Source organism: Streptomyces antioxidans, from assembly GCF_000968685.2.
Taxonomy (GTDB): Bacteria; Actinomycetota; Actinomycetes; order Streptomycetales; family Streptomycetaceae; genus Streptomyces; species Streptomyces antioxidans.
The window spans coordinates 1-17,415 of record NZ_LAKD02000064.1; the positions used below are offsets into that span (position 1 = coordinate 1).

Below are 17,415 nucleotides of genomic sequence, written 5' to 3' on the forward strand. Positions count from 1 at the left end.
GTCCGGGTGTCCGGGTGTCCGGGTGTCCGGGTGTTTTGGTGTCCGGGTGTTCCTGTTGCCAGGTGGCCTCCGCTCTCAGTGTGGGGGCTTGCGGGGGTGGCCGCCCCGTGTGTGTCGCACTGCGCATGCGGCACTGGGCGCTGCGCATGCGGCACTGGGCGCTGCGCATGCGGCACCGGCCGGATTCTGGGCACCCTGGGGGCGGGGGAGCGATCGCGGTGAGGAGTCGGCGATGCCTGTGCGGCGGCTGGTCCTGGATATCGACAAGACGGTCAACGAGCCCGACCTGATCTATCTCGCTTCGGTGATCGAGGCCGTACCCGGGGTGAAGGCGGTGAACATCGCGGTCACCGAGATCGACATCGAGACCGTCGGCACCAATGTCACCGTGGAAGGCGACGCCATCGATGTTCAGGCGCTGACCCGGGCCGTGGAGAAGACCGGTGCCGTGGTGCACAGCATCGACGAGGTCGTGGCCGGTGCGTACATCCTGGAGAACAAGCCACGATCGCGATGACCCGGCGCCTGCGGAGCCTGGCAGCGCAGTCCACCCGGCCGCTCGTCCTGGGTCTCGTGGACGGTCTGTTGAACGCGCTGACCCTCGCCGCGGCCTCGCTGGTGGGCTCCGGATCGCCGGTCAGCTACTCATTGGCGTTCCGGGTGGGGCTGGTGGCGTTGACGACGGCCGCGTTCGCGGTGTTCGTGGCCGACTACGCCGACCGCCGGGCCTATCTGATGCGCGCCTCGCGGCAGCTGAACCTGACCCGGCGGGGGCAGTTGGCCACGACCCGTCTGGGCCGCCTGGCGGTGGCGCGCTCGCTGCTGGCCACGGTGATCGCCTGCACCGCGAGCTTCACCGGTGCGACGCTGCCGCTGCTGGCCGGAGCCGCCCTGCCGGGCCTGTCGTGGATCGTGGTCGTCCTGGCCGTGCTCGCCCTCACGGGGCTGGGGACCGCGCTGGGGCACTTGTTCGCCAGCAGCCGGGTCCGGTGGGCGGCCACGCTGGGGTGCGGTGGGGTGGCCGTGACCTGGATCGGCGTCTGGCTGCACATTGCCTGACCGGCGGCGCGGTGCGGGCCCAAGCGCGGGCCCGGTGCGGGAACACCGTCCGGCGTACCTTGCAGGCTTTGGAGGCCCTGGAAGCCCTGGAGGTGTGTTCCGGCGATCCGCCGGGCACATTGTGAGTGCGCCGAGCGCGTCGGTGATGGGGCTCACCGCAACCGCGGCACGATGCCGCTGACGGTCCCTGGTCCAACGGATGTGACCAGGAGGAATCATGCCCACGCCCGCCGATCCGCGCTCCCCCGGTACCGACGAGCGGCACCCCACACCCGCGCTGCCAGCTGGCGCCCCCTGTCAGGAGGACACCGTGGAGTTCGACGTGACCGTGGAGATCCCCCAGGGGTCCCGCAACAAGTACGAGATGGACCACGAACTGCACCGCATCCGGCTGGACCGGCTGCTGTTCACCTCCACTCAGTATCCGGCGGACTACGGCTACGTCGAGGGCACCCTGGGCCGGGACGGCGACCCCCTGGACGCGCTCGTGCTGGTCGGCGAGCCGACCTTCCCCGGCTGCACCATCCAGTGCCGGGCGGTGGGCATGTTCGTCATGAAGGACGAACACGGCCCGGACGAAAAGGTCCTGTGCGTACCCGCCCACGACCCGCGCTACGCGGATGTGCAGGACATCGATGACATCCCCGAGTTCGACCGGCTGGAGATCACCCACTTCTTCGAGGTCTACAAGGATCTGGAACCCGGCAAATCCGTCGAGGGCTCCCACTGGGAGGGGCGGCAGCAGGCGTACGCGGAGATCGGCGCCTCCCGCACCCGGGCCGCGGAAGCCGCGACCTGACCCATGAGCGGGCGGCCGCTCCCGGCACCCGACAGGCTGCCGAAGGCCGCCGCTGAGCCCCATCCCCCGCGTCCGCCTGCCGCTGTTGGAGGGAGAAGCCATGACCCTGCGGATCACTCAACTGCAGGCCGTCGAGATCCTCGACTCCCGCGCACGCCCCACCCTCGCCGTCGCCCTCACCACCGGCGACGGCACCCGCGTCCGGGCCGGTGTCCCCTCCGGTGCGTCCACCGGCAGCCGGGAAGCCGTCGAACTGCGCGACGGTGACCCGGCCCGCTACAGCGGGCAGGGCGTGCTGGAAGGCGCCGGGAACGTCAACGGCGAGATCGCCCGGGCCCTGACCGGCCGGAGCTTCGCCTCGGCCACCGACATCGACCGGGCGCTGATCGAACTGGACGGCACCGACACCAAGTCCCGGCTGGGCGCCAACGCCGTCACCGGTGTCTCCCTCGCCGCCTGGCGCGCCGAGGCCGCCGTCGCCGGGCGGGAGTTGTGGCAGCTTCTCGCCCGGGCCGCGGGCACCAGCCCGCGCCTGCCCGTACCGCACTTCAACGTCGTCAACGGCGGCGTCCACGCCGCCAACAGCCTCGACTTCCAGGAATTCATGCTCGCCCCGCTCGGCGCACCGAGCCTGTCCGAGGCCGTCCGGGCGGGCGCCGAGGTGTATGCGCGGCTCAAGGCCCGGCTGTCCGCCGACGGCCACGCCACCGGCCTGGGCGACGAGGGCGGCTTCGCCCCCGCCCTCGACCGTCCCGAAGACGTCCTGCGGATCCTGACCGAGGCCATCACCGACACCGGCCGCACCCCTGGCCGGGAGGGCGTCGCGATCGCCCTGGACCCGGCCGCCAGCGAGCTGCGCGGGCCGGACGGCCGGTACCGGCTGGCGGGCGACCAGCTGAGCGGCGACCAGCTCATCGACCGCTACGAGGCGATCACCGAGCACTACCCGGTGTGGTCGATCGAGGACGGTCTGGCCGAGGACGACTGGGACGGCTGGGTCCGCCTGACCGCACGCCTCGGCGACCGCGTACAGGTGATGGGGGACGACATCTTCGTCACCAACCCCGCCGTCATCGCCGAGGCGGTCGGCAGGAAGGTGGCCAATTCCGCTCTCATCAAGGTCAACCAGATCGGCACCGTCACCGAAACCCTCGATGCCATGCGGACCTGCCGCGAGTCCGGCTACACCCAGATGGTCTCCCACCGCTCCGGCGAGACCGAGGACACCTTCATCGCCGACCTCGCCGTGGGCACCGGCTGCGGCCAGTTCAAGTCCGGTGCCCCGGCGCGGGGTGAGCGAGTCGCCAAGTACAACCGGCTGCTCGAGATCGCCCACGCACACCCCCGGCTGCCGTTCGGCCTCGCGGCGGGCTGACTCCGGGGGCAGCCACCGTCTTGACCCCGGGGCAGCCATCGCCTGACTCCCGGGGTCGCCACCGTGACGGAGAGTATCCGCCACTTATCCTCCCGTACCCCGTGCCGCGAGGGCCACCCCGCCCGGGTCCCGAGCGGGTCCCGGGCGGTTTCCGCTCGACGGCCCCGGCGGGAGACCACGCCGACCTCGCGCTATCCTAGAACCCTGCGGTCCCGTGGAAGGGCCGCACGGCGGTGGGGCTCGCCGTACCCAACCGCGGCAATGTCGCCGCCAACGGTCTCTGATTGCGACGGAGCGCATCCGGGCGTGCCCGGGTGCCGTGCGAGTAGGAGACCCGTATGGGACAGTCTCAATTCCCCGTGCTCAACGATCCCATCGATCCCGATGTCGATCTGCGCGTGCCCGCGCAACGGCGCGCGCTGCGGCGCGGACAGTGGCCGGTCCTCGCGGCCGTGGCCGTCGGCGGCGCCATCGGCGCCTGTACCCGCTATGGCGCGGCCCTGCTGTGGCCGACCGCACCGGGCACCTTCCCCTGGACCACGTTCTGGGTCAACGTGATCGGCTGCGGCGTCATCGGCGTCTTCATGGTGATCATCACCGATGTGTGGGCCGCGCACCGACTGGTACGGCCCTTCTTCGGCACCGGGGTCCTGGGCGGCTTCACCACGTTCTCCACCTACGCCGTGGACATCCAGCGACTGGTCGAAGACGGCCGGGCCACCACCGGCCTGCTCTACCTGGCGGCCACCATGCTGGCGGCGCTGGCGGCGGTGTGGGCGGCGGCGAACCTCACCCGCCGCGCGATCGAATGGAGGCAGTCATGACGAGGCTGACCGGCGCCGCCCTGCGGGTGACCATCTTCATCGGCGAGAACGACACCTGGCACCACAAGCCCCTCTTCTCCGAGATCGTGCACCGGGCCCACAAGGCGGGCCTCGCCGGGGCCAGCGTGTTCCGCGGTGTCGAGGGTTTCGGGGCGACCTCCCTGATCCACACCAGCCGACTGCTGTCACTGAGCGAGGATCTGCCGGTGGCGATCGTCATCGTCGACACCGAGGACCGGGTCCGCGCCTTCCTGCCCGAGCTGGACGAACTGGTCGGGCAGGGCCTGGTGATCCTCGATGACTGCGAGGTCATCCGCTACGCCGGAGGCGACAAGACAGGACGCGACAAGAAGGAGAGCACGTGACCTGGCCGCTGGTCATCGTCGGCGCGGCCGTCGGAGCCCCGCTGCGCTACCTCACCGACCGCACGGTGCAGTCCCGACACGACACCGTCTTCCCCTGGGGCACCTTCATCGTCAACATGGTCGGCTGCCTCGCCCTCGGTCTGATCACCGGGGCGGCGCTCGCCGGCGGGGTCTCCTCCGACGTCGAGCTGCTCCTCGGCACAGGACTGTGCGGAGCCCTGACCACGTACTCCACCCTGTCCTACGAGACGCTGCGACTCGCGGAGGAAGGCGCCCGTTTCTACGCCGTGGCCAATGCGATCGCCAGCATCACCACCGGTCTCGGCGCGGCCTTCACCGGAGCCGCCCTCGCCCAGGCGATCTGGTCCTGAGGACCGCCCAGTCCGGGCCGTCCAGTGCAACGGCTGCCGGTCCCGAGGGCCTACGGGGGAAGGTCACCGGGACCGGCAGCACTCCTGCGCCTTACGGCGTGTAGGTGGCGTCGCTGCCGTACAGCTCCCTGGTGAACGCGGAGACGTCGGCGCTGCGATCGGAGCCGTCGAGGTTGTACGTCAGATAGACGCCGTATCCCTCGCTGACGGTGCGGCGGGCGAGGTCGGCGGCCGTGCTCTGCGAGGTGCGGCCGATCTCGACCGCCGCCGGTGACAGCTTCGACTTGGGCAGTGCCATGCCGGGAACCTGCCAGGTGCCGTAGTACGGGTTCCAGGCGTAGTCGAACTTGGACGAGACGTCGACGCCGCCGTAGGAGAGGCGTGACGCCGCCGGGCCGATGTTGTAGAGGCTGATGATCTTGTCTGGCATGTTCGTGCGCAGCGCCGTCACCAGGTGCACGAACGAGCTGTCGTTGGGCTGGCCGGTGCCGTTGTTGCCGTACTCGGCGTACTCATCGTCGAAGTCGACGCCGTCGAGGCCGTACTTGGCCACGGTGTCCGACAGTTCCTTCGCGAACGCCGAAGCCTGCTGCTGGGAAGGGAAGTTGGCGAAGCCCGCGCCCTGGTGGTTGCCGAGCACCGAGAGGACGACCTTGATGCCCTTCTGCTGCAACGGCCGTATCTCCGTGGCGGCGTTGTCGAGGACGCGCTGCACGTTCTCGTTGAAGTGCAGATACGCCGCCTTCGTACCCGTGTCGTAGTTGATGTTCGCCGCGAAGATCACGGCGACGTCGAAGACGTTGTCGCCGCCGTTGGCGAGGGTGTACTTGCCGACGTTCAGCATGCTGTTGTTGTTCACCTCGACGTACGCCACCGAGGTCGGCCCCTGTTTCGCGGGAGCGGGGGCCGCCGCCGCGCCGGTCGCGGCGGTCGCGGCGGTCCCGGCGATGGCGAGGGCCGCGACCGCCGAGAGTGCGAACACGGCCTTCCGTACTCTGCTCCGCACCAGAGTGAACATCGTTGACCGGTCTCCCCTCGCATGGGTCGGCGCCCGACCTGTTCGAAAGCGCCGAGTGAGCTCCCCAAGTCTTCCGCTCATGTAACCGAATCCCGATGATCGCGCACCAACTCTTCACGATTCCCACGCACCGGGTAGGGGACGAGAGCATGCCGATCGGGGTGGCGATGTGCGGCCCCGTCGTCGCGGTGCCCTCACGGCCGAGGGCCGTTCCGCTCCTGGCTGCGCAGCAGATAGGTGTCCATGATCCATCCGTGCCGGTCACGCGCCTCGGCCCGCAACCGCCGGATGCGGCCGGACACCTCGCGCAGGGGGCCCGCGACCAGCAGTTCGTCCGGGGTGCCGAGGTAGGCGCCCCAGTAGATCCAGACGTCATCCCCTTCGACCCGGGTGAACGACTCATGTGCGTCGAGCATCACCACGATGTCCCCGTCGTCGTTCTGGGCCACGTCGGAGAGCCGGCGGGCCGGGGTGATGTGCACCGGCCTCCCCACCTGGTTCAGTGGAACGCGGTGCCGCGCGGCGAGCGTGGAGACGCTGCTGATGCCGGGGATGACCTCGATGCTCGGGGAGACGGAGCCGCGTGCCTCGATGTCGGCGAGGATCCCGAGGGTGCTGTCGTACAGCGACGGGTCGCCCCATACGAGGAACGCGCCGGTCTCGTCGGCCGTCATCTCCTCGCGCAGCAGGCGCTCGAAGATGTCCGCGCGACGGGTGCGCCAGTCCCGGACGGCGGAGGTGTAGTCGCTCCGGCCCATCGGACGCCGGTCCCGGCCCGGGTCGTCCACCTCCACGACCCGGTGGGGCGCCCGGGCGTGCTCGTCCAGCATGCGGTGGCGAAGATCCGTGAGGGCGGACTTGTCGTCGCCCTTGCCGACGATGAAGAAGACATCGGCGCGGCCCATCGCCTTCACCGCCCCGAGGGTCAGGTGGTCGGGGTCACCCGCTCCGATACCGATGACGAGAATCCGGCGTTGCTGCGTGGTCATGGGATGCATTCTCGCAGGCGGGGGCCAGGTGGCAGAGGTCAGTCGGCTACGGAACGGTGGGCACGGGCCGCTGGCCGGGGCCGGTGTATGAGGCGAGCGGGCGGATGAGCGCGTTGTGGGCGAGCTGTTCGGTGATGTGGGCGGTCCAGCCGGTGATGCGGCTCATCACGAAGATCGGGGTGAAGGTGGGGGTGTCGAAGCCCATCAGGTGGTAGGCGAGTCCGGCCGGGTAGTCGAGGTTGGGATGGATGCCCTTACGGGTCAGCACGGCGCGGCGCAGGGACTCGTGCAGAGTGGCCAGGCGGGTCGCCTCGGAGTCGGTGGCGCGGGATACCAGGCGGTCCAGGGCATCTTGCATCATCGGCACCCGGGAATCGCCGTGCCGGTAGACGCGGTGGCCGAAGCCCATGATCTTCCGCTTGGCGGCCAGGGCCCCGTCCAGCCACTCCCCGGCCCGGGCCGGGTCACCGATCTCCTCCAGCATGTGCATCACGGCCTCGTTGGCTCCGCCGTGCAGCGGGCCCTTGAGGGCTCCGATAGCCGCCGTCACCGCGCTGTAGAGGTCGGAGAGGGTGGAGGTGACGACACGGGCGGTGAACGTCGAGGCGTTGAAGCTGTGCTCGGCGTACAGGACGAGCGAGATCTCGAAGCAGCGCACTACCTCCGGCTCGGGCACGGCGCCGAAGCACATCTGGAAGAAGTTCTCCGCGTAGCCGAGGTCAGAGTCGGGTGGGATCGGTGACAGGCCGCGGCGGCGGCGCTGGTCGGCGGCCACCACGGTGGGCAGCTTCGCCAGCAGGGCCAGGGATTTGGCGCGGTTGGCCGCCGTGCCGTCGTCGTCCTCGATGGGGTCCTCGGCGCCGAACAAGCTGACGGCGGTGCGCAGCACGTCCATGGGGTGGCAGGTCTCTGGCAGCCGGGCCAGCAGTTCGGAGGTGGTGCGACCCAGGGGCCGCAGGGCGCGTTCCCTGGCCCGGAACTCCCGCAGTTGGGCCGGGTCGGGGAGGTCACCGTGCCACAGCAGATGTGCGACCTCCTCGAAGGAGCGGCTGGCGGCGAGGTCCTGGACGGGATAGCCGCGGTAGGTGAGGGAGTTGGTCTCCCGGATGACGGTGGAGATCTCGGTGGTGTCTGCGACGACACCGGCCAGGCCGCGGCGGATCTCGGGCACGGTGGTGGTCATGGGCGAATGCCTCCGGGGGTCAGGTGCCGGGCGGGAGGGTGAAGTCGAAGACGGCCGAGTCGAAGGCCGAGTAGTCCTCGTAGCCGAGGAGTTCGTACAGCCGGGAGCGGGTCTGCATCCGGGGCAGCAGGGACTCCTGGGTGCCCTCCGCGGCGATGGTGCGCAGGCCGTCCTCGACGGCTCCCATGGCCAGGCGCAGCAGGGTGACCGGGTAGAGCGCGATGTCATAGCCGAGGTTGTCCAGGGTGCGCGCGTCCAGCAGGCGGCTCTTGCCGAACTCGGTCATGTTGGCGAGCAGTGGGACGGGGACCGCCGTGCGGAACACCTCGAACTCGGCCTCGTCGGCGAGGGCTTCGGGGAAGATCGCATCGGCGCCGGCGTCCACGTACGCCTTTGCCCGGTCGATCGCCGCGGCCAGCCCCTCGACGGCGCGGGCGTCGGTGCGGGCCATCAGCAGGAAACCGGGGTCGCGGCGGGCGTCGACCGCGGCCCGGATCCGGCGGACCATCTCCTCGCGGGGCGTGATGGTCTTGCCGTCGAGGTGGCCGCACCGCTTGGGGTTGACCTGGTCCTCCAGATGCAGTCCGGCCAGGCCCGCGTCCTCCATCAACTGCACCGTGCGGGCGGCGTTCATCGGCTCGCCGAAGCCGGTGTCGGCGTCGATGAGGACCGGCAGATCGGTCGCCCTGGTGGTCTGCTGGGCGCGGGCGGCGATCTCGGTGGAGGTGGTCAGCCCGATGTCGGGCAGGCCCAGATCGGCGGCGAGAACGGCACCGGAGAGATAGGCGGCCTCGAAACCGGTGTCCTGGATGAGCCGGGCGGAGAGCGGGTTGAGGGCACCGGGCATGAGCAGGAGACGGCCGGTGGCCAGCCGCTCGCGCAGGGCACGGCGGCGCTCGGCCGGGGTGGTGCGGGTGTGGAGCATCAGAACAGGCCCTTCGGGAGGGTCGCGTCGTACGCGGCGACCGCCTCCGTGTCGACGGCCGGGAACAGCCCGTCCAGGTCGGCCGCCGACAGCTGGGCAAGCCGCTCGGCGGTGTGCAGGAACTCGTCCTGTGCGGCCCGGGTGACCACGCCCTCGGCGAGGGTGCGGAACTTGCCCGCGTAGGCCGGGCGGTCGAACGGCCGGGCCCCGGCCGGGTGGGCGTCGGCGACCGCGAGCTCGTCCTCGATCACCGACCCGTCCTCCAGGGTGATCACGGCGCGTCCGCCGAAGGCACGGCGGTCCGGATCGGGGTCGTGGTAGCGGCGGGTCCACTCCGGGTCCTCGACCGTGGTGATCCGCCGCCACAGCTCCACGGTCCGCGGGCGCCGCGCGCGCTCGGGCGCGTACGAGCGCTCGTGGTGCCAGGTGCCGTCCTCCAGGGCGACCGCGAAGATATACGGCACCGAGTGGTCAAGGGTCTCGCGGCTGGCCGTCGGATCGTACTTCTGCGGATCCATCGCACCGGAGCCGATCACCTGGTGGGTGTGGTGACTGGTGTGCAGGACCACCGAGCGCACCCGCTCCAGCGGGCCGGTCTTCTCGCGCAGCCGCCGCGCCAGATCGATGATCGCCTGCGCCTGGTACTCGGCGGAGTGCTCCTTGGTGTAGGTGTCGAGGATCGCGCGCCTCGGCTCGCCCGGCGCGGGGAGCAGCACCCCGTATTCCGATTCCGGGCCGTCCAGCAGCCAGGCCAGAAAGCCGTCCTCACCCTCGTAGATGGGGGACGGGGAGGTCTCGCCGCGCATCGCCCGGTCCACCGCCTCGATCGCGGCCTTCCCCGCGAAGGCGGGTGCGTACGCCTTCCAGCTGGAGATCTCGCCCTTGCGGGACTGCCGGGTGGCGGTCGTGGTGTGCACCGTCTGCTGGACCGCCTGGTAGACGGTCTCGGTGGGCAGCCGCAGCAGGGCGCCCAGACCGCAGGCGGTGGCCGCGCCGAGGTGGGCCACGTGGTCGATGCGGTGCTTGTGCAGACAGATGCCCTTGACCAGGGCGACATGGACCTCGTACGCGGCGACGATGGCGCGCAGCAGATCGGCGCCGGTGCGGCCGGTGTGCTGGGCGACGGCGAGCAGGGGCGGGATGTTGTCACCGGGGTGGGAGTAGTCGGCGGCGAGGTAGGTGTCGTGGAAGTCCAGCTCACGCACGGCGGTGCCGTTCGCCCACGCGGCCCACTCCGGGGAGACCCGGCCGCGCGCGCCGAAGACCGAGGCACCGGGCTCGGCGGCCGGATGGGCGGTGGCCTGGGCGCGGGCGACGGCGACCGGGCGGCGCGGCAGGGACGCGACGGCGACCGAGGCATTGTCGATCAGCCGGTTGACGGCCATCGCGGCGCTCTCGGCGGCCAGCTCCTCAGTGCCCGTGGCCACGGACGCGAGCTTCCAGGCGAGCTGGTCCTCGCGCGGCAGCCGGTCGGCGCTGGGGTGGACACGGACGTGGTGCTCGATCACGGGACTCCTCGCACGGTCGGGTGGTGGTGCCGCTGACGTGACTGAGCCTTCCCGCCGAACGGCCGCCAGGCCACCGCTCCAAGCGGCGGAATCCATACATGGCAGACGTGCGAATCTGCGAAAGCTGCGAATTGTGCGGATGCTATCTTCGCAAGGAGACAGCTGAGGACGAGGGGGTGTGCCGATGGCCCGACGCCCGGCCGAGCGGAAGATCTACGCCCATGCGAAGCTGCGGCGGCTGCGGCGCGAGCAGGGCATGAACCAGGTCGACATGGCCCGTGCGCTCTCCATCTCCACCAGCTACGCCAACCAGATCGAGCAGGGTCAGCGCCCGCTGACGGCGCCGGTGCTCCTCCGCATCGCCGAGGTCTTCGGCGTCGACGCGGAGTTCTTCTCCGAGGCCGACGAGGACCGCCTCGCCGCCGATCTGCGGGCCGCGCTCGCCGACGAGGCGTGTGGGGCGGAGCTGCCCGCCGATGTGGAGATCACCGAGGCCGCCCGCGACCATCCCGAGGTGGCCCGCGCCCTGGTCGCCCTGCACCGCCGCTACCGCGACACCGCCGAGCAGGCGGCCGCCCTGGCCCCGCCGGACACGGAAGCGTGGCTGCCGCCCTCCGAGCCGCACGACGAGGTGCGGGACCTCTTCTACGCCCACCACAACCACTTCGATCCGCTGGAGACCGAGGCCGAGCGCACCGCCGACGTGCTGGAGCTGAGGCCGGGCCGGGCCGCCGACCCGCTCGCCGCCCATCTCGCCGACCGGCACGGCGTCACCGCCATCCAGGTGTCCCAGGGCCGTTCCGCCGACGCCCGGCGCTTCGACAAGGACACCGGGCTGCTGTTCCTCTCCCCCTGGCTCAGCGACGGCCAGCGCGCCTTCCAACTCGCCACCCAGCTGGCCCTGCTGGAACACGGCCCGCTCATCACCCAGCTCGCCGACGGCGCGACCGGGCTGACCTCACCGGAGTCGCGGGCGCTGGCCCGCATCGGGCTCGCCAACTACTTCGCGGGCGCCCTGCTCATGCCGTACACCACCTTCCACACCACCGCCGAGGACGTGCGCTACGACATCGAGCTGCTGTCCGCGCGCTTCGGCGTCGGCTTCGAGACCGTCTGCCACCGCCTGAGCACCCTCCAGCGCACCGGCCGCCGGGGCGTTCCCTTCTCGTTCCTGCGGGTCGACCGGGCCGGAAACATCTCCAAGCGGCAGTCCGCGACCCCCTTCCACTTCTCGCGCATGGGCGGCACCTGTCCGCTGTGGACGGTGTACGAGGCGTTCTCCGCGCCGGGCCGGATACTGACCCAGGTGGCGGAGATGCCGGACGGGAAGAAGTACTTCTGGATCGCGCGCACCATCACCCGTGGCGGTTTCGGCCATCGGGCGCCACGCGCCGAGTTCGCCGTGGCCCTCGGCTGCGAGCTGCGCCACGCCCAGCGGCTCGTCTACGCCGAGGGTGTCGCCCTGGACGACCCGCGCGCCGCCACGCCGATCGGCCTGGGCTGCCGCATCTGCGAGCGCCGCGACTGCGCCCAGCGGGCCCGTCCCCCGGCCGGGGGACGGCTGGCCATCGACCCCGACCGGCGTGCGTATGTGCCCTATCCGGTGGAGACCGGCGCCCCCTGACCCCGCCGGGCCGGTACCACCGCCACCCGGGGGAGTCCCGCACGGCCGGGACCGGCCATCTGGCGTGATGTCGCTCGCGCACCAGATGGCCGGTCCAGTGGGATCGCTGGGTCAGCGGTGGCCGAACTCGGGCGGCCGTTTGTCCACGAAAGCGCCCATGCGCTCCTTCTGGTCGGCGGTGGCGAACACCGCGTGGAACAGGCGCCGTTCGAAGCGGACGCCCCCGGCCAGGGTGGTCTCGAACGCCCGGCCGACCGCCTCCTTGGCCATCATCGCCACCGGCAGCGACGTGCCCGCCACGGTCTCGGCGACGGCAAGGGCCTCGCCGAGCCGGTCATGTCCGCTCTCCGCTCCGCTCCCTGATGGTCCGGACGATGCCAGAGAAGTCCTTCCCCGCGCCGCCGCCCTCGGCGAAGGCGGCGTACAACTCGGCGGCACGCAGGCCGAGTTGCGCGTGCACGCCACCCGCGCGGGCGGCGTTGGCTGCGAGACCCAGGTCCTTGGCCATGAGGGAGGCGGCGAACCCCGGCCGGTAGTCGTGATCGGCCGGGCTGGTCGGGACGGGGCCGGGGACCGGACAGTTGACACTCAGCGCCCAGCACTGCCCGGAGGCGGTCGAGGCCACGTCGTACAGCGCCTGGTGGGACAGGCCAAGGCTCTCACCGAGGACGAACGCCTCGCTGACGGCGATCATGGAGATGCCGAGGATCATGTTGTTGCAGATCTTCGCGGCCTGCCCGGCGCCCGAGCCGCCGCAGTGGACGGCCTTCTTGCCCATGGCCTCCAACAGGGGTCGTGCCTCGGCGAACTCCTCCTCTCCCCCACCGGCCATGAAGGTCAGCGTGGCCGCCTCGGCGCCCACGACCCCGCCGGAGACCGGGGCGTCCAGGGCGCGCATTCCGGCCGCCGCGGCACGCTCGTGGGCCGTGCGCGCGTCGGCCACGTCGATGGTGGAGCAGTCGATGAAGAGGGTGCCGGGGCGGGCCAGCCCAAGGATCTCGCCGTACAGACCGAGGACATGGCGGCCCGCGGGCAGCATGGTGATCACCACCTCGGCGTCACGGACGGCCTCCTCGGCGGATCCTGCCGGTTCGACGCCCGCGCCGGTGGCGTTCTTCAGTGCCTTGGCGTCGAGGTCGTGGCCCCGCACGCGGTGACCGGCCTTGATGAGGTTGGCGGCCATGGGGCCGCCCATGTGTCCGAGTCCGATGAACGCGACGATTCCGCTCACCAGGCCACCTCCGGTGTGGTGTCGGGTCCGGCCAGCCCGAGTTCGCGCGGGCCGAGTGAGGCGAAGAAGCCCGCGACGTCGGCCCCGGTGACCTCGGCGAGCGTCGCCGGGGACCACCGCGGGTCGCGGTCCTTGTCGATGACCTGGGCGCGGATGCCCTCCACCAGGTCGGGAGTGGTCAGGGCCCGGCAGGAGACGCGGTACTCCTGGTCCAGGACCCGCTCCAGCGCGCCCAGCCGCCGGGCGCGGCGCAGAGCCGCCAGGGTGACCTTGAGGGCCGTGGGCGCCTTGGTGAGCAGGGTCTCCGCGGCCTCCTTGGCGGCCGGGTCGCCGTGGCCGGAGAGCCGGTCGACGATCTCCTCGACGGTGTCGGCGCCGTAGCAGGCGTCGATCCAGCCCTGCCGCTCCGCCAGTTCTCCTGGCGGTGGCGGCTGCACATAGCGGGCGAGGACGTCCCGTACGGGCGTGTCGGCGAGGTCGGCGATGAGACGGGGAAGCGAAGCGGACGGTACGCAGTGGTCGGCGAGCCCGCACAGCAGGGCGTCCCCCGCGCCGATCGGCGCGCCGGTCAGCGCCAGGTGGGTGCCCAGCTCGCCCGGGGCGAGGGCGAGCAGATAGGTGCCGCCGACGTCCGGGACGAAGCCGATGCCGGTCTCGGGCATCGCGATCCGCGAGCGTTCGGTGACCACGCGGACGGCGCCGTGGGCGGAGATCCCGACCCCGCCGCCCATGACGATGCCGTCCATGACGGCCACATACGGCTTGGGGTAGCGCGCGATACGGGCGTTGAGGTGGTACTCGTCGCGCCAGAACGCGGCCGACGCGGTGCCGTCACCGTCGCGGGCGTCGTCGTGGACGGCGCGGATGTCGCCGCCCGCGCACAGCCCGCGGTCGCCCGCGCCGGTGATGACGACGGTCTCGACGGCCGGGTCCTGCGCCCAGGCGGTGAGGGCCGCGTCGATGCCGCGCACCATCGCGTGGGTCAGGGCGTTGAGGGCCTTGGGGCGGTTGAGGGTGATGTGGGCGGCCCGGCCGTCGGTGTGCAGCAGGACGGGTTCGTCGGTGTGCGGCAGGACTGGCTCTTCACGGGCGGTCATCCGAACGCCTCCGTCAGGCCGCGGGCCACGATGACGCGCATGATCTCGTTGGTTCCTTCCAGGATCCGGTGGACCCGCAGATCGCGGACGATCTTCTCGATGCCGTACTCGCTGAGGTAGCCGTAGCCGCCGTGCAGCTGGAGCGCCTGGTCGGCCACGTCGTAGCCGGTGTCGGTGGCGAACCGCTTGGCCATCGCGCACAGGTACGGCGCCCCCGGGTCGCCGCGGTCCAGGGCCTGGGCGGCCTGCTGGACGAGGGCGCGCGCGGCGGCGAGTTCGGTCGCCATGTCGGCGAGTCGGAAGCGCAGTGCCGGTGCGTCGAGGAGCCGGGCGCCGAACGCCTCCCGGTCCGCGAGGTGGGCCAAGCTGCGGTCCAGGGCACTGCGGGCGCCGCCCAGCGAGCAGGCGGCGATACCCAGGCGGCCGCCGTTGAGGCCGTTCATGGCGATGCGGAAGCCCTCGCCCTCGCGGCCGAGGAGCCGGTCGGCGGGCAGCCGGACCCCGTCCAGGATCACCTGACGGGTGGGCTGGGCATTCCATCCCATCTTCCGCTCGTTGGGTCCGAAGGACAGTCCGGGGTCGTCCTTGTCGACGACGAAGGCGGAGATGCCGCGCGGACCGTCCTCGCCGGTGCGCGCCATGACGACGTACACCTGGGAGGTCCCGGCGCCGGAGATGAACTGCTTGGCCCCGGTGAGCCGCCAGTGGCCGCCGTCGCGGACGGCCCGGGTGGTCAGGGCCGCGGCGTCCGAGCCCGCGCCCGGTTCGGTCAGGCAGTAGCTGGCGAGGTCGTCCATGGCGCACAGTCGGGGCAGCCAGCGTTCGCGCTGTCCCTCGTCGCCGTACTGGTCGATCATCCAGGCGACCATGTTGTGGATGGAGAGGTAGGCGGCGATCGCCGGGCAGCCGGAGGCCAGGGTTTCGAAGACGAGGACGCCGTCGGCCCGGCTGAGGCCCGAGCCGCCCGCCGTCTCCCGGACGTAGACACCGCCGAGGCCGAGCCCGGCGGCCTTGCGCAGGACGTCGACGGGGAAGTGCTTGTCACGGTCCCAGTCGAGGGCGTGGGGCGCGATGTGGTCCTGGGCGAAGTCCAGGGTGGTCTCGACGAGGGCCTGCTGGTCCTCGGTGAGCAGGGTGGTGGTCATCGTCGGTCAGCCCATCGTGGGGATCGTGAAGCTGGCGCCCTCGCGCAGCCCGGCGGGCCAGCGCGAGGTGACGGTCTTCGTGCGGGTGTAGAAGCGGATGGCGTCCGGACCGTGCTGGTTGAGATCGCCGAAGCCGGAGCGCTTCCAGCCGCCGAAGGTGTGGTAGGCGACCGGCACCGGGATGGGCACGTTGACGCCGACCATGCCCGTGTTCACCCGGCGGGCGAAGTCCCGGGCGGTGTCCCCGTCCCGGGTGAAGATCGCCACGCCGTTGCCGTAAAGGTGCTCACTGGGCAGGCGCAGGGCCTCCTCGTAGTCCTCGGCGCGTACGACGCACAGGACCGGACCGAAGATCTCCTCCTGGTGGATCCGCATGTCCGGGGTGACCCGGTCGAAGAGGGAGGCGCCCGCGAAGAACCCGTTCTCGTGGCCGGGCAGCACGAAGTCCCGTCCGTCCACGACGAGTTCGGCGCCCTCCTCGACACCGAGGCCGACGTAGGCGCGGACCCGGTCGACGGCGTCCCCGCCGACCAGCGGGCCGAAGTCGGCGTCCGGGTCGTCGCTCCGGCCGATCCGCAGCCCGGCGATGCGCTCCTTGAGCCGGGCGACCAGCGCGTCGGCGGTCTCCTCACCCACGGGGACGGCCACGGAGATGGCCATGCAGCGCTCGCCCGCCGAGCCGTACCCGGCCCCGATCAGGGCGTCGACGGCCTGGTCCAGGTCGGCATCGGGCATCACGATCATGTGGTTCTTGGCGCCGCCGAAGCACTGGGCGCGCTTGCCGTGGGCGGCGGCCGTGGCGTAGACGTGCGCGGCGACGGGCGTGGAACCGACGAAGCCAAGGGCCTCGACGCGGGGGTCCTCCAGCAGGGTGTCGACCGCTTCGCGTGCCCCGTTGACCACGTTCAGGACCCCGGGCGGGAGACCCGCCTCCAGGAAGAGCTCGGCCAGCCGCAGCGGAACGGAAGGATCGCGCTCCGACGGCTTGAGGATGAAGGCGTTACCGCAGGCCAGCGCGGGCGCCGCCTTCCACAGGGGAATCATCGCGGGGAAGTTGAACGGGGTGATACCGGCCACCACACCGAGGGGTGCGCGCAGGGAGTGCACATCGATGCCGGTCCCGGCGTTGTCGGTGAACTCGCCCTTGAGCAGATGGGGGATGCCCGCGGCGAACTCGACCACCTCCAGGCCGCGCTGGATGTCGCCGTGTGCGTCGGCCACGGTCTTGCCGTGCTCGGCGGACAGCAGCCGGGCCAGGGAGTCCTTCTCCCCCTCCATGAGCTGGAGGAAGCGGAGCAGGACGCGGGCGCGGCGCTGTGGATTCCATTCGCCCCACTCGCGCTGCGCGCGGGCCGCGTCGGCGATGGCCGCCTCGGTCTCGGTGCGGTCGGCGAGGGGGACCCGGGCCTGGACCTCGCCGGTGTTGGGGTCGTACACGTCGCCGTACGCGCCCGAGGTTCCCGGGGTGCGTTTGCCGCCGACAAAGTGGGTCAATTCGCGCACGTGGGCGCGTTCGTGGCCGCGGACCATGGGTGCCTGCTCTCATCAGGGAATGCGGGATGGCGCGCCGTTCCCGGGCACCGACGCACGAGGCGTGCGGGTGCGGGCGGCGCGGATCGCGTATGGCCTTGAAGCCCCGTCAGATGACAGGCTCACCAGGGTCATGGGGATACACCGGTGCCATGCGTGTCAGCTCCATCCTCGTGGACAACACGGAACATCCCGCGGCCGGTATCCTGACTCCCGGATCAGCGTGCGCCGTCCGCCTTCCCGACATCCAGCTCGTCAGTGGCGTTGTGCTCGACGGCGTACTCCCCGGTCACAGTGGCGGGACCGTGCCGGAATCACACCGGCTTCCCTGCACCGCGGGCCTTTGCTTCCCGACTATATAGTCGGACGTCC

17 protein-coding genes, 1 pseudogene and 1 riboswitch are annotated in these 17,415 nt (G+C 71.3%); of the genes and pseudogenes, 8 read left to right on the forward strand and 10 right to left on the reverse strand.

The features are described 5' to 3' along the window. The first annotated feature begins 232 nt into the window (after positions 1–232). The 7 genes from VT50_RS24150 (at position 233) to crcB (VT50_RS24180) (ending at position 4,793) form a co-directional block, all read left to right on the forward strand. The gene (locus tag VT50_RS24150; protein ID WP_046087057.1) at positions 233–517 is read left to right on the forward strand and encodes a DUF211 domain-containing protein; all 285 of its coding nucleotides are present in this window, start codon (positions 233–235) and stop codon (positions 515–517) included. Next, complete coding sequence (locus tag VT50_RS24155) at positions 514–1,059, forward strand: hypothetical protein (protein WP_046087058.1); 546 nt, start codon at positions 514–516, stop codon at positions 1,057–1,059. Before VT50_RS24150 ends, VT50_RS24155 begins: the two co-directional genes overlap by 4 nt. Positions 1,060–1,369: 310 nt before the next feature. Then, positions 1,370–1,858, forward strand: a complete 489-nt coding sequence (locus VT50_RS24160) for an inorganic diphosphatase (protein WP_046087102.1) — start codon at positions 1,370–1,372, stop codon at positions 1,856–1,858. Between the two features lie 100 nt (positions 1,859–1,958). Then, the gene (gene eno, locus VT50_RS24165) at positions 1,959–3,233 is read left to right on the forward strand and encodes a phosphopyruvate hydratase (protein WP_046087059.1); all 1,275 of its coding nucleotides are present in this window, start codon (positions 1,959–1,961) and stop codon (positions 3,231–3,233) included. A gap of 338 nt (positions 3,234–3,571) precedes the next feature. Further along, entirely contained in the window at positions 3,572–4,057 is a 486-nt protein-coding gene (gene crcB, locus VT50_RS24170) for a fluoride efflux transporter CrcB (protein WP_046087060.1), read from the forward strand. Further along, positions 4,054–4,422, forward strand: coding sequence for a DUF190 domain-containing protein (locus tag VT50_RS24175; protein ID WP_046087061.1), 369 nt, complete (start codon positions 4,054–4,056; stop codon positions 4,420–4,422). Before crcB (VT50_RS24170) ends, VT50_RS24175 begins: the two co-directional genes overlap by 4 nt. Next, on the forward strand, positions 4,419–4,793 hold the full coding sequence (gene crcB, locus VT50_RS24180; RefSeq protein WP_046087062.1) for a fluoride efflux transporter CrcB: 375 nt from the start codon (positions 4,419–4,421) through the stop codon (positions 4,791–4,793). Before VT50_RS24175 ends, crcB (VT50_RS24180) begins: the two co-directional genes overlap by 4 nt. A 91-nt stretch (positions 4,794–4,884) precedes the next feature. Here crcB (VT50_RS24180) and VT50_RS24185 read toward each other — a convergent pair whose 3' ends face one another. The 5 genes from VT50_RS24185 to VT50_RS24205 all read right to left on the reverse strand — a co-directional run bounded on the left by VT50_RS24185 (position 4,885) and on the right by VT50_RS24205 (position 10,416). Beyond that, positions 4,885–5,811 carry an endo-beta-N-acetylglucosaminidase H gene (locus VT50_RS24185; RefSeq protein WP_046087063.1) on the reverse strand — a complete coding sequence of 309 codons (927 nt, stop codon included), beginning with the start codon at positions 5,809–5,811 and terminating at the stop codon, positions 4,885–4,887. 194 nt (positions 5,812–6,005) lie between these two features. Next, positions 6,006–6,800: a precorrin-6A synthase (deacetylating) gene (gene cobF / locus VT50_RS24190; RefSeq protein WP_046087064.1), complete on the reverse strand. Its 795-nt coding sequence runs from the start codon at positions 6,798–6,800 to the stop codon at positions 6,006–6,008. A 46-nt stretch (positions 6,801–6,846) separates the two neighbouring features. Continuing rightward, positions 6,847–7,983, reverse strand: a complete 1,137-nt coding sequence (locus VT50_RS24195; protein ID WP_046087065.1) for a bifunctional 2-methylcitrate synthase/citrate synthase — start codon at positions 7,981–7,983, stop codon at positions 6,847–6,849. 19 nt (positions 7,984–8,002) lie between these two features. Continuing rightward, a complete protein-coding gene (gene prpB / locus VT50_RS24200; RefSeq protein ID WP_046087066.1) occupies positions 8,003–8,908 on the reverse strand; it encodes a methylisocitrate lyase in 906 nt (301 codons plus the stop codon). Continuing rightward, positions 8,908–10,416, reverse strand: coding sequence for an MmgE/PrpD family protein (locus VT50_RS24205; RefSeq protein ID WP_046087067.1), 1,509 nt, complete (start codon positions 10,414–10,416; stop codon positions 8,908–8,910). Before VT50_RS24205 ends, prpB begins: the two co-directional genes overlap by 1 nt. Before the next feature lie 184 nt (positions 10,417–10,600). On the opposite strand from VT50_RS24205, the gene VT50_RS24210 reads away from it, so the two are divergent. Next, positions 10,601–12,040, forward strand: a complete 1,440-nt coding sequence (locus tag VT50_RS24210; RefSeq protein WP_046087068.1) for a short-chain fatty acyl-CoA regulator family protein — start codon at positions 10,601–10,603, stop codon at positions 12,038–12,040. A 111-nt stretch (positions 12,041–12,151) separates the two neighbouring features. Here the strand turns inward: VT50_RS24210 and VT50_RS24215 are convergent. From VT50_RS24215 to VT50_RS24235, 5 genes and pseudogenes are all read right to left on the reverse strand, one after another. Next, positions 12,152–12,370: pseudogene (locus VT50_RS24215) on the reverse strand (enoyl-CoA hydratase-related protein); the annotation flags it as partial. Between the two features lie 4 nt (positions 12,371–12,374). Then, positions 12,375–13,271, reverse strand: a complete 897-nt coding sequence (mmsB, locus tag VT50_RS24220) for a 3-hydroxyisobutyrate dehydrogenase (RefSeq protein ID WP_046087070.1) — start codon at positions 13,269–13,271, stop codon at positions 12,375–12,377. After that, on the reverse strand, positions 13,268–14,368 hold the full coding sequence (locus VT50_RS24225; RefSeq protein WP_046087071.1) for an enoyl-CoA hydratase/isomerase family protein: 1,101 nt from the start codon (positions 14,366–14,368) through the stop codon (positions 13,268–13,270). The genes mmsB and VT50_RS24225 overlap by 4 nt, the downstream gene beginning before the upstream one ends. Then, on the reverse strand, positions 14,365–15,513 hold the full coding sequence (locus VT50_RS24230; RefSeq protein ID WP_046087072.1) for an acyl-CoA dehydrogenase family protein: 1,149 nt from the start codon (positions 15,511–15,513) through the stop codon (positions 14,365–14,367). The genes VT50_RS24225 and VT50_RS24230 overlap by 4 nt, the downstream gene beginning before the upstream one ends. Positions 15,514–15,519: 6 nt before the next feature. Next, positions 15,520–17,043 (reverse strand): CoA-acylating methylmalonate-semialdehyde dehydrogenase, encoded by a 1,524-nt coding sequence (locus VT50_RS24235; protein ID WP_046087073.1) that lies wholly within the window; start codon positions 17,041–17,043, stop codon positions 15,520–15,522. Between the two features lie 179 nt (positions 17,044–17,222). Next, positions 17,223–17,396: riboswitch (cobalamin riboswitch) on the reverse strand. Positions 17,397–17,415: the final 19 nt, after the last annotated feature.

Bases quoted from the DNA above. Each gene is read 5' to 3' on its own strand.
- VT50_RS24150 (WP_046087057.1), top strand. From the start codon at position 233: ATGCCTGTGCGGCGGCTGGTCCTGGATATCGACAAGACGGTCAACGAG.
- VT50_RS24155 (WP_046087058.1), top strand. From the start codon at position 514: ATGACCCGGCGCCTGCGGAGCCTGGCAGCGCAGTCCACCCGGCCGCTC.
- eno (WP_046087059.1), top strand. From the start codon at position 1,959: ATGACCCTGCGGATCACTCAACTGCAGGCCGTCGAGATCCTCGACTCC.
- crcB (WP_046087060.1), top strand. From the start codon at position 3,572: ATGGGACAGTCTCAATTCCCCGTGCTCAACGATCCCATCGATCCCGAT.
- VT50_RS24175 (WP_046087061.1), top strand. From the start codon at position 4,054: ATGACGAGGCTGACCGGCGCCGCCCTGCGGGTGACCATCTTCATCGGC.
- VT50_RS24185 (WP_046087063.1), bottom strand. From the start codon at position 5,811: ATGTTCACTCTGGTGCGGAGCAGAGTACGGAAGGCCGTGTTCGCACTC.
- cobF (WP_046087064.1), bottom strand. From the start codon at position 6,800: ATGACCACGCAGCAACGCCGGATTCTCGTCATCGGTATCGGAGCGGGT.
- VT50_RS24195 (WP_046087065.1), bottom strand. From the start codon at position 7,983: ATGACCACCACCGTGCCCGAGATCCGCCGCGGCCTGGCCGGTGTCGTC.
- prpB (WP_046087066.1), bottom strand. From the start codon at position 8,908: ATGCTCCACACCCGCACCACCCCGGCCGAGCGCCGCCGTGCCCTGCGC.
- VT50_RS24210 (WP_046087068.1), top strand. From the start codon at position 10,601: ATGGCCCGACGCCCGGCCGAGCGGAAGATCTACGCCCATGCGAAGCTG.
- VT50_RS24225 (WP_046087071.1), bottom strand. From the start codon at position 14,368: ATGACCGCCCGTGAAGAGCCAGTCCTGCCGCACACCGACGAACCCGTC.
- VT50_RS24230 (WP_046087072.1), bottom strand. From the start codon at position 15,513: ATGACCACCACCCTGCTCACCGAGGACCAGCAGGCCCTCGTCGAGACC.
- VT50_RS24235 (WP_046087073.1), bottom strand. From the start codon at position 17,043: ATGGTCCGCGGCCACGAACGCGCCCACGTGCGCGAATTGACCCACTTT.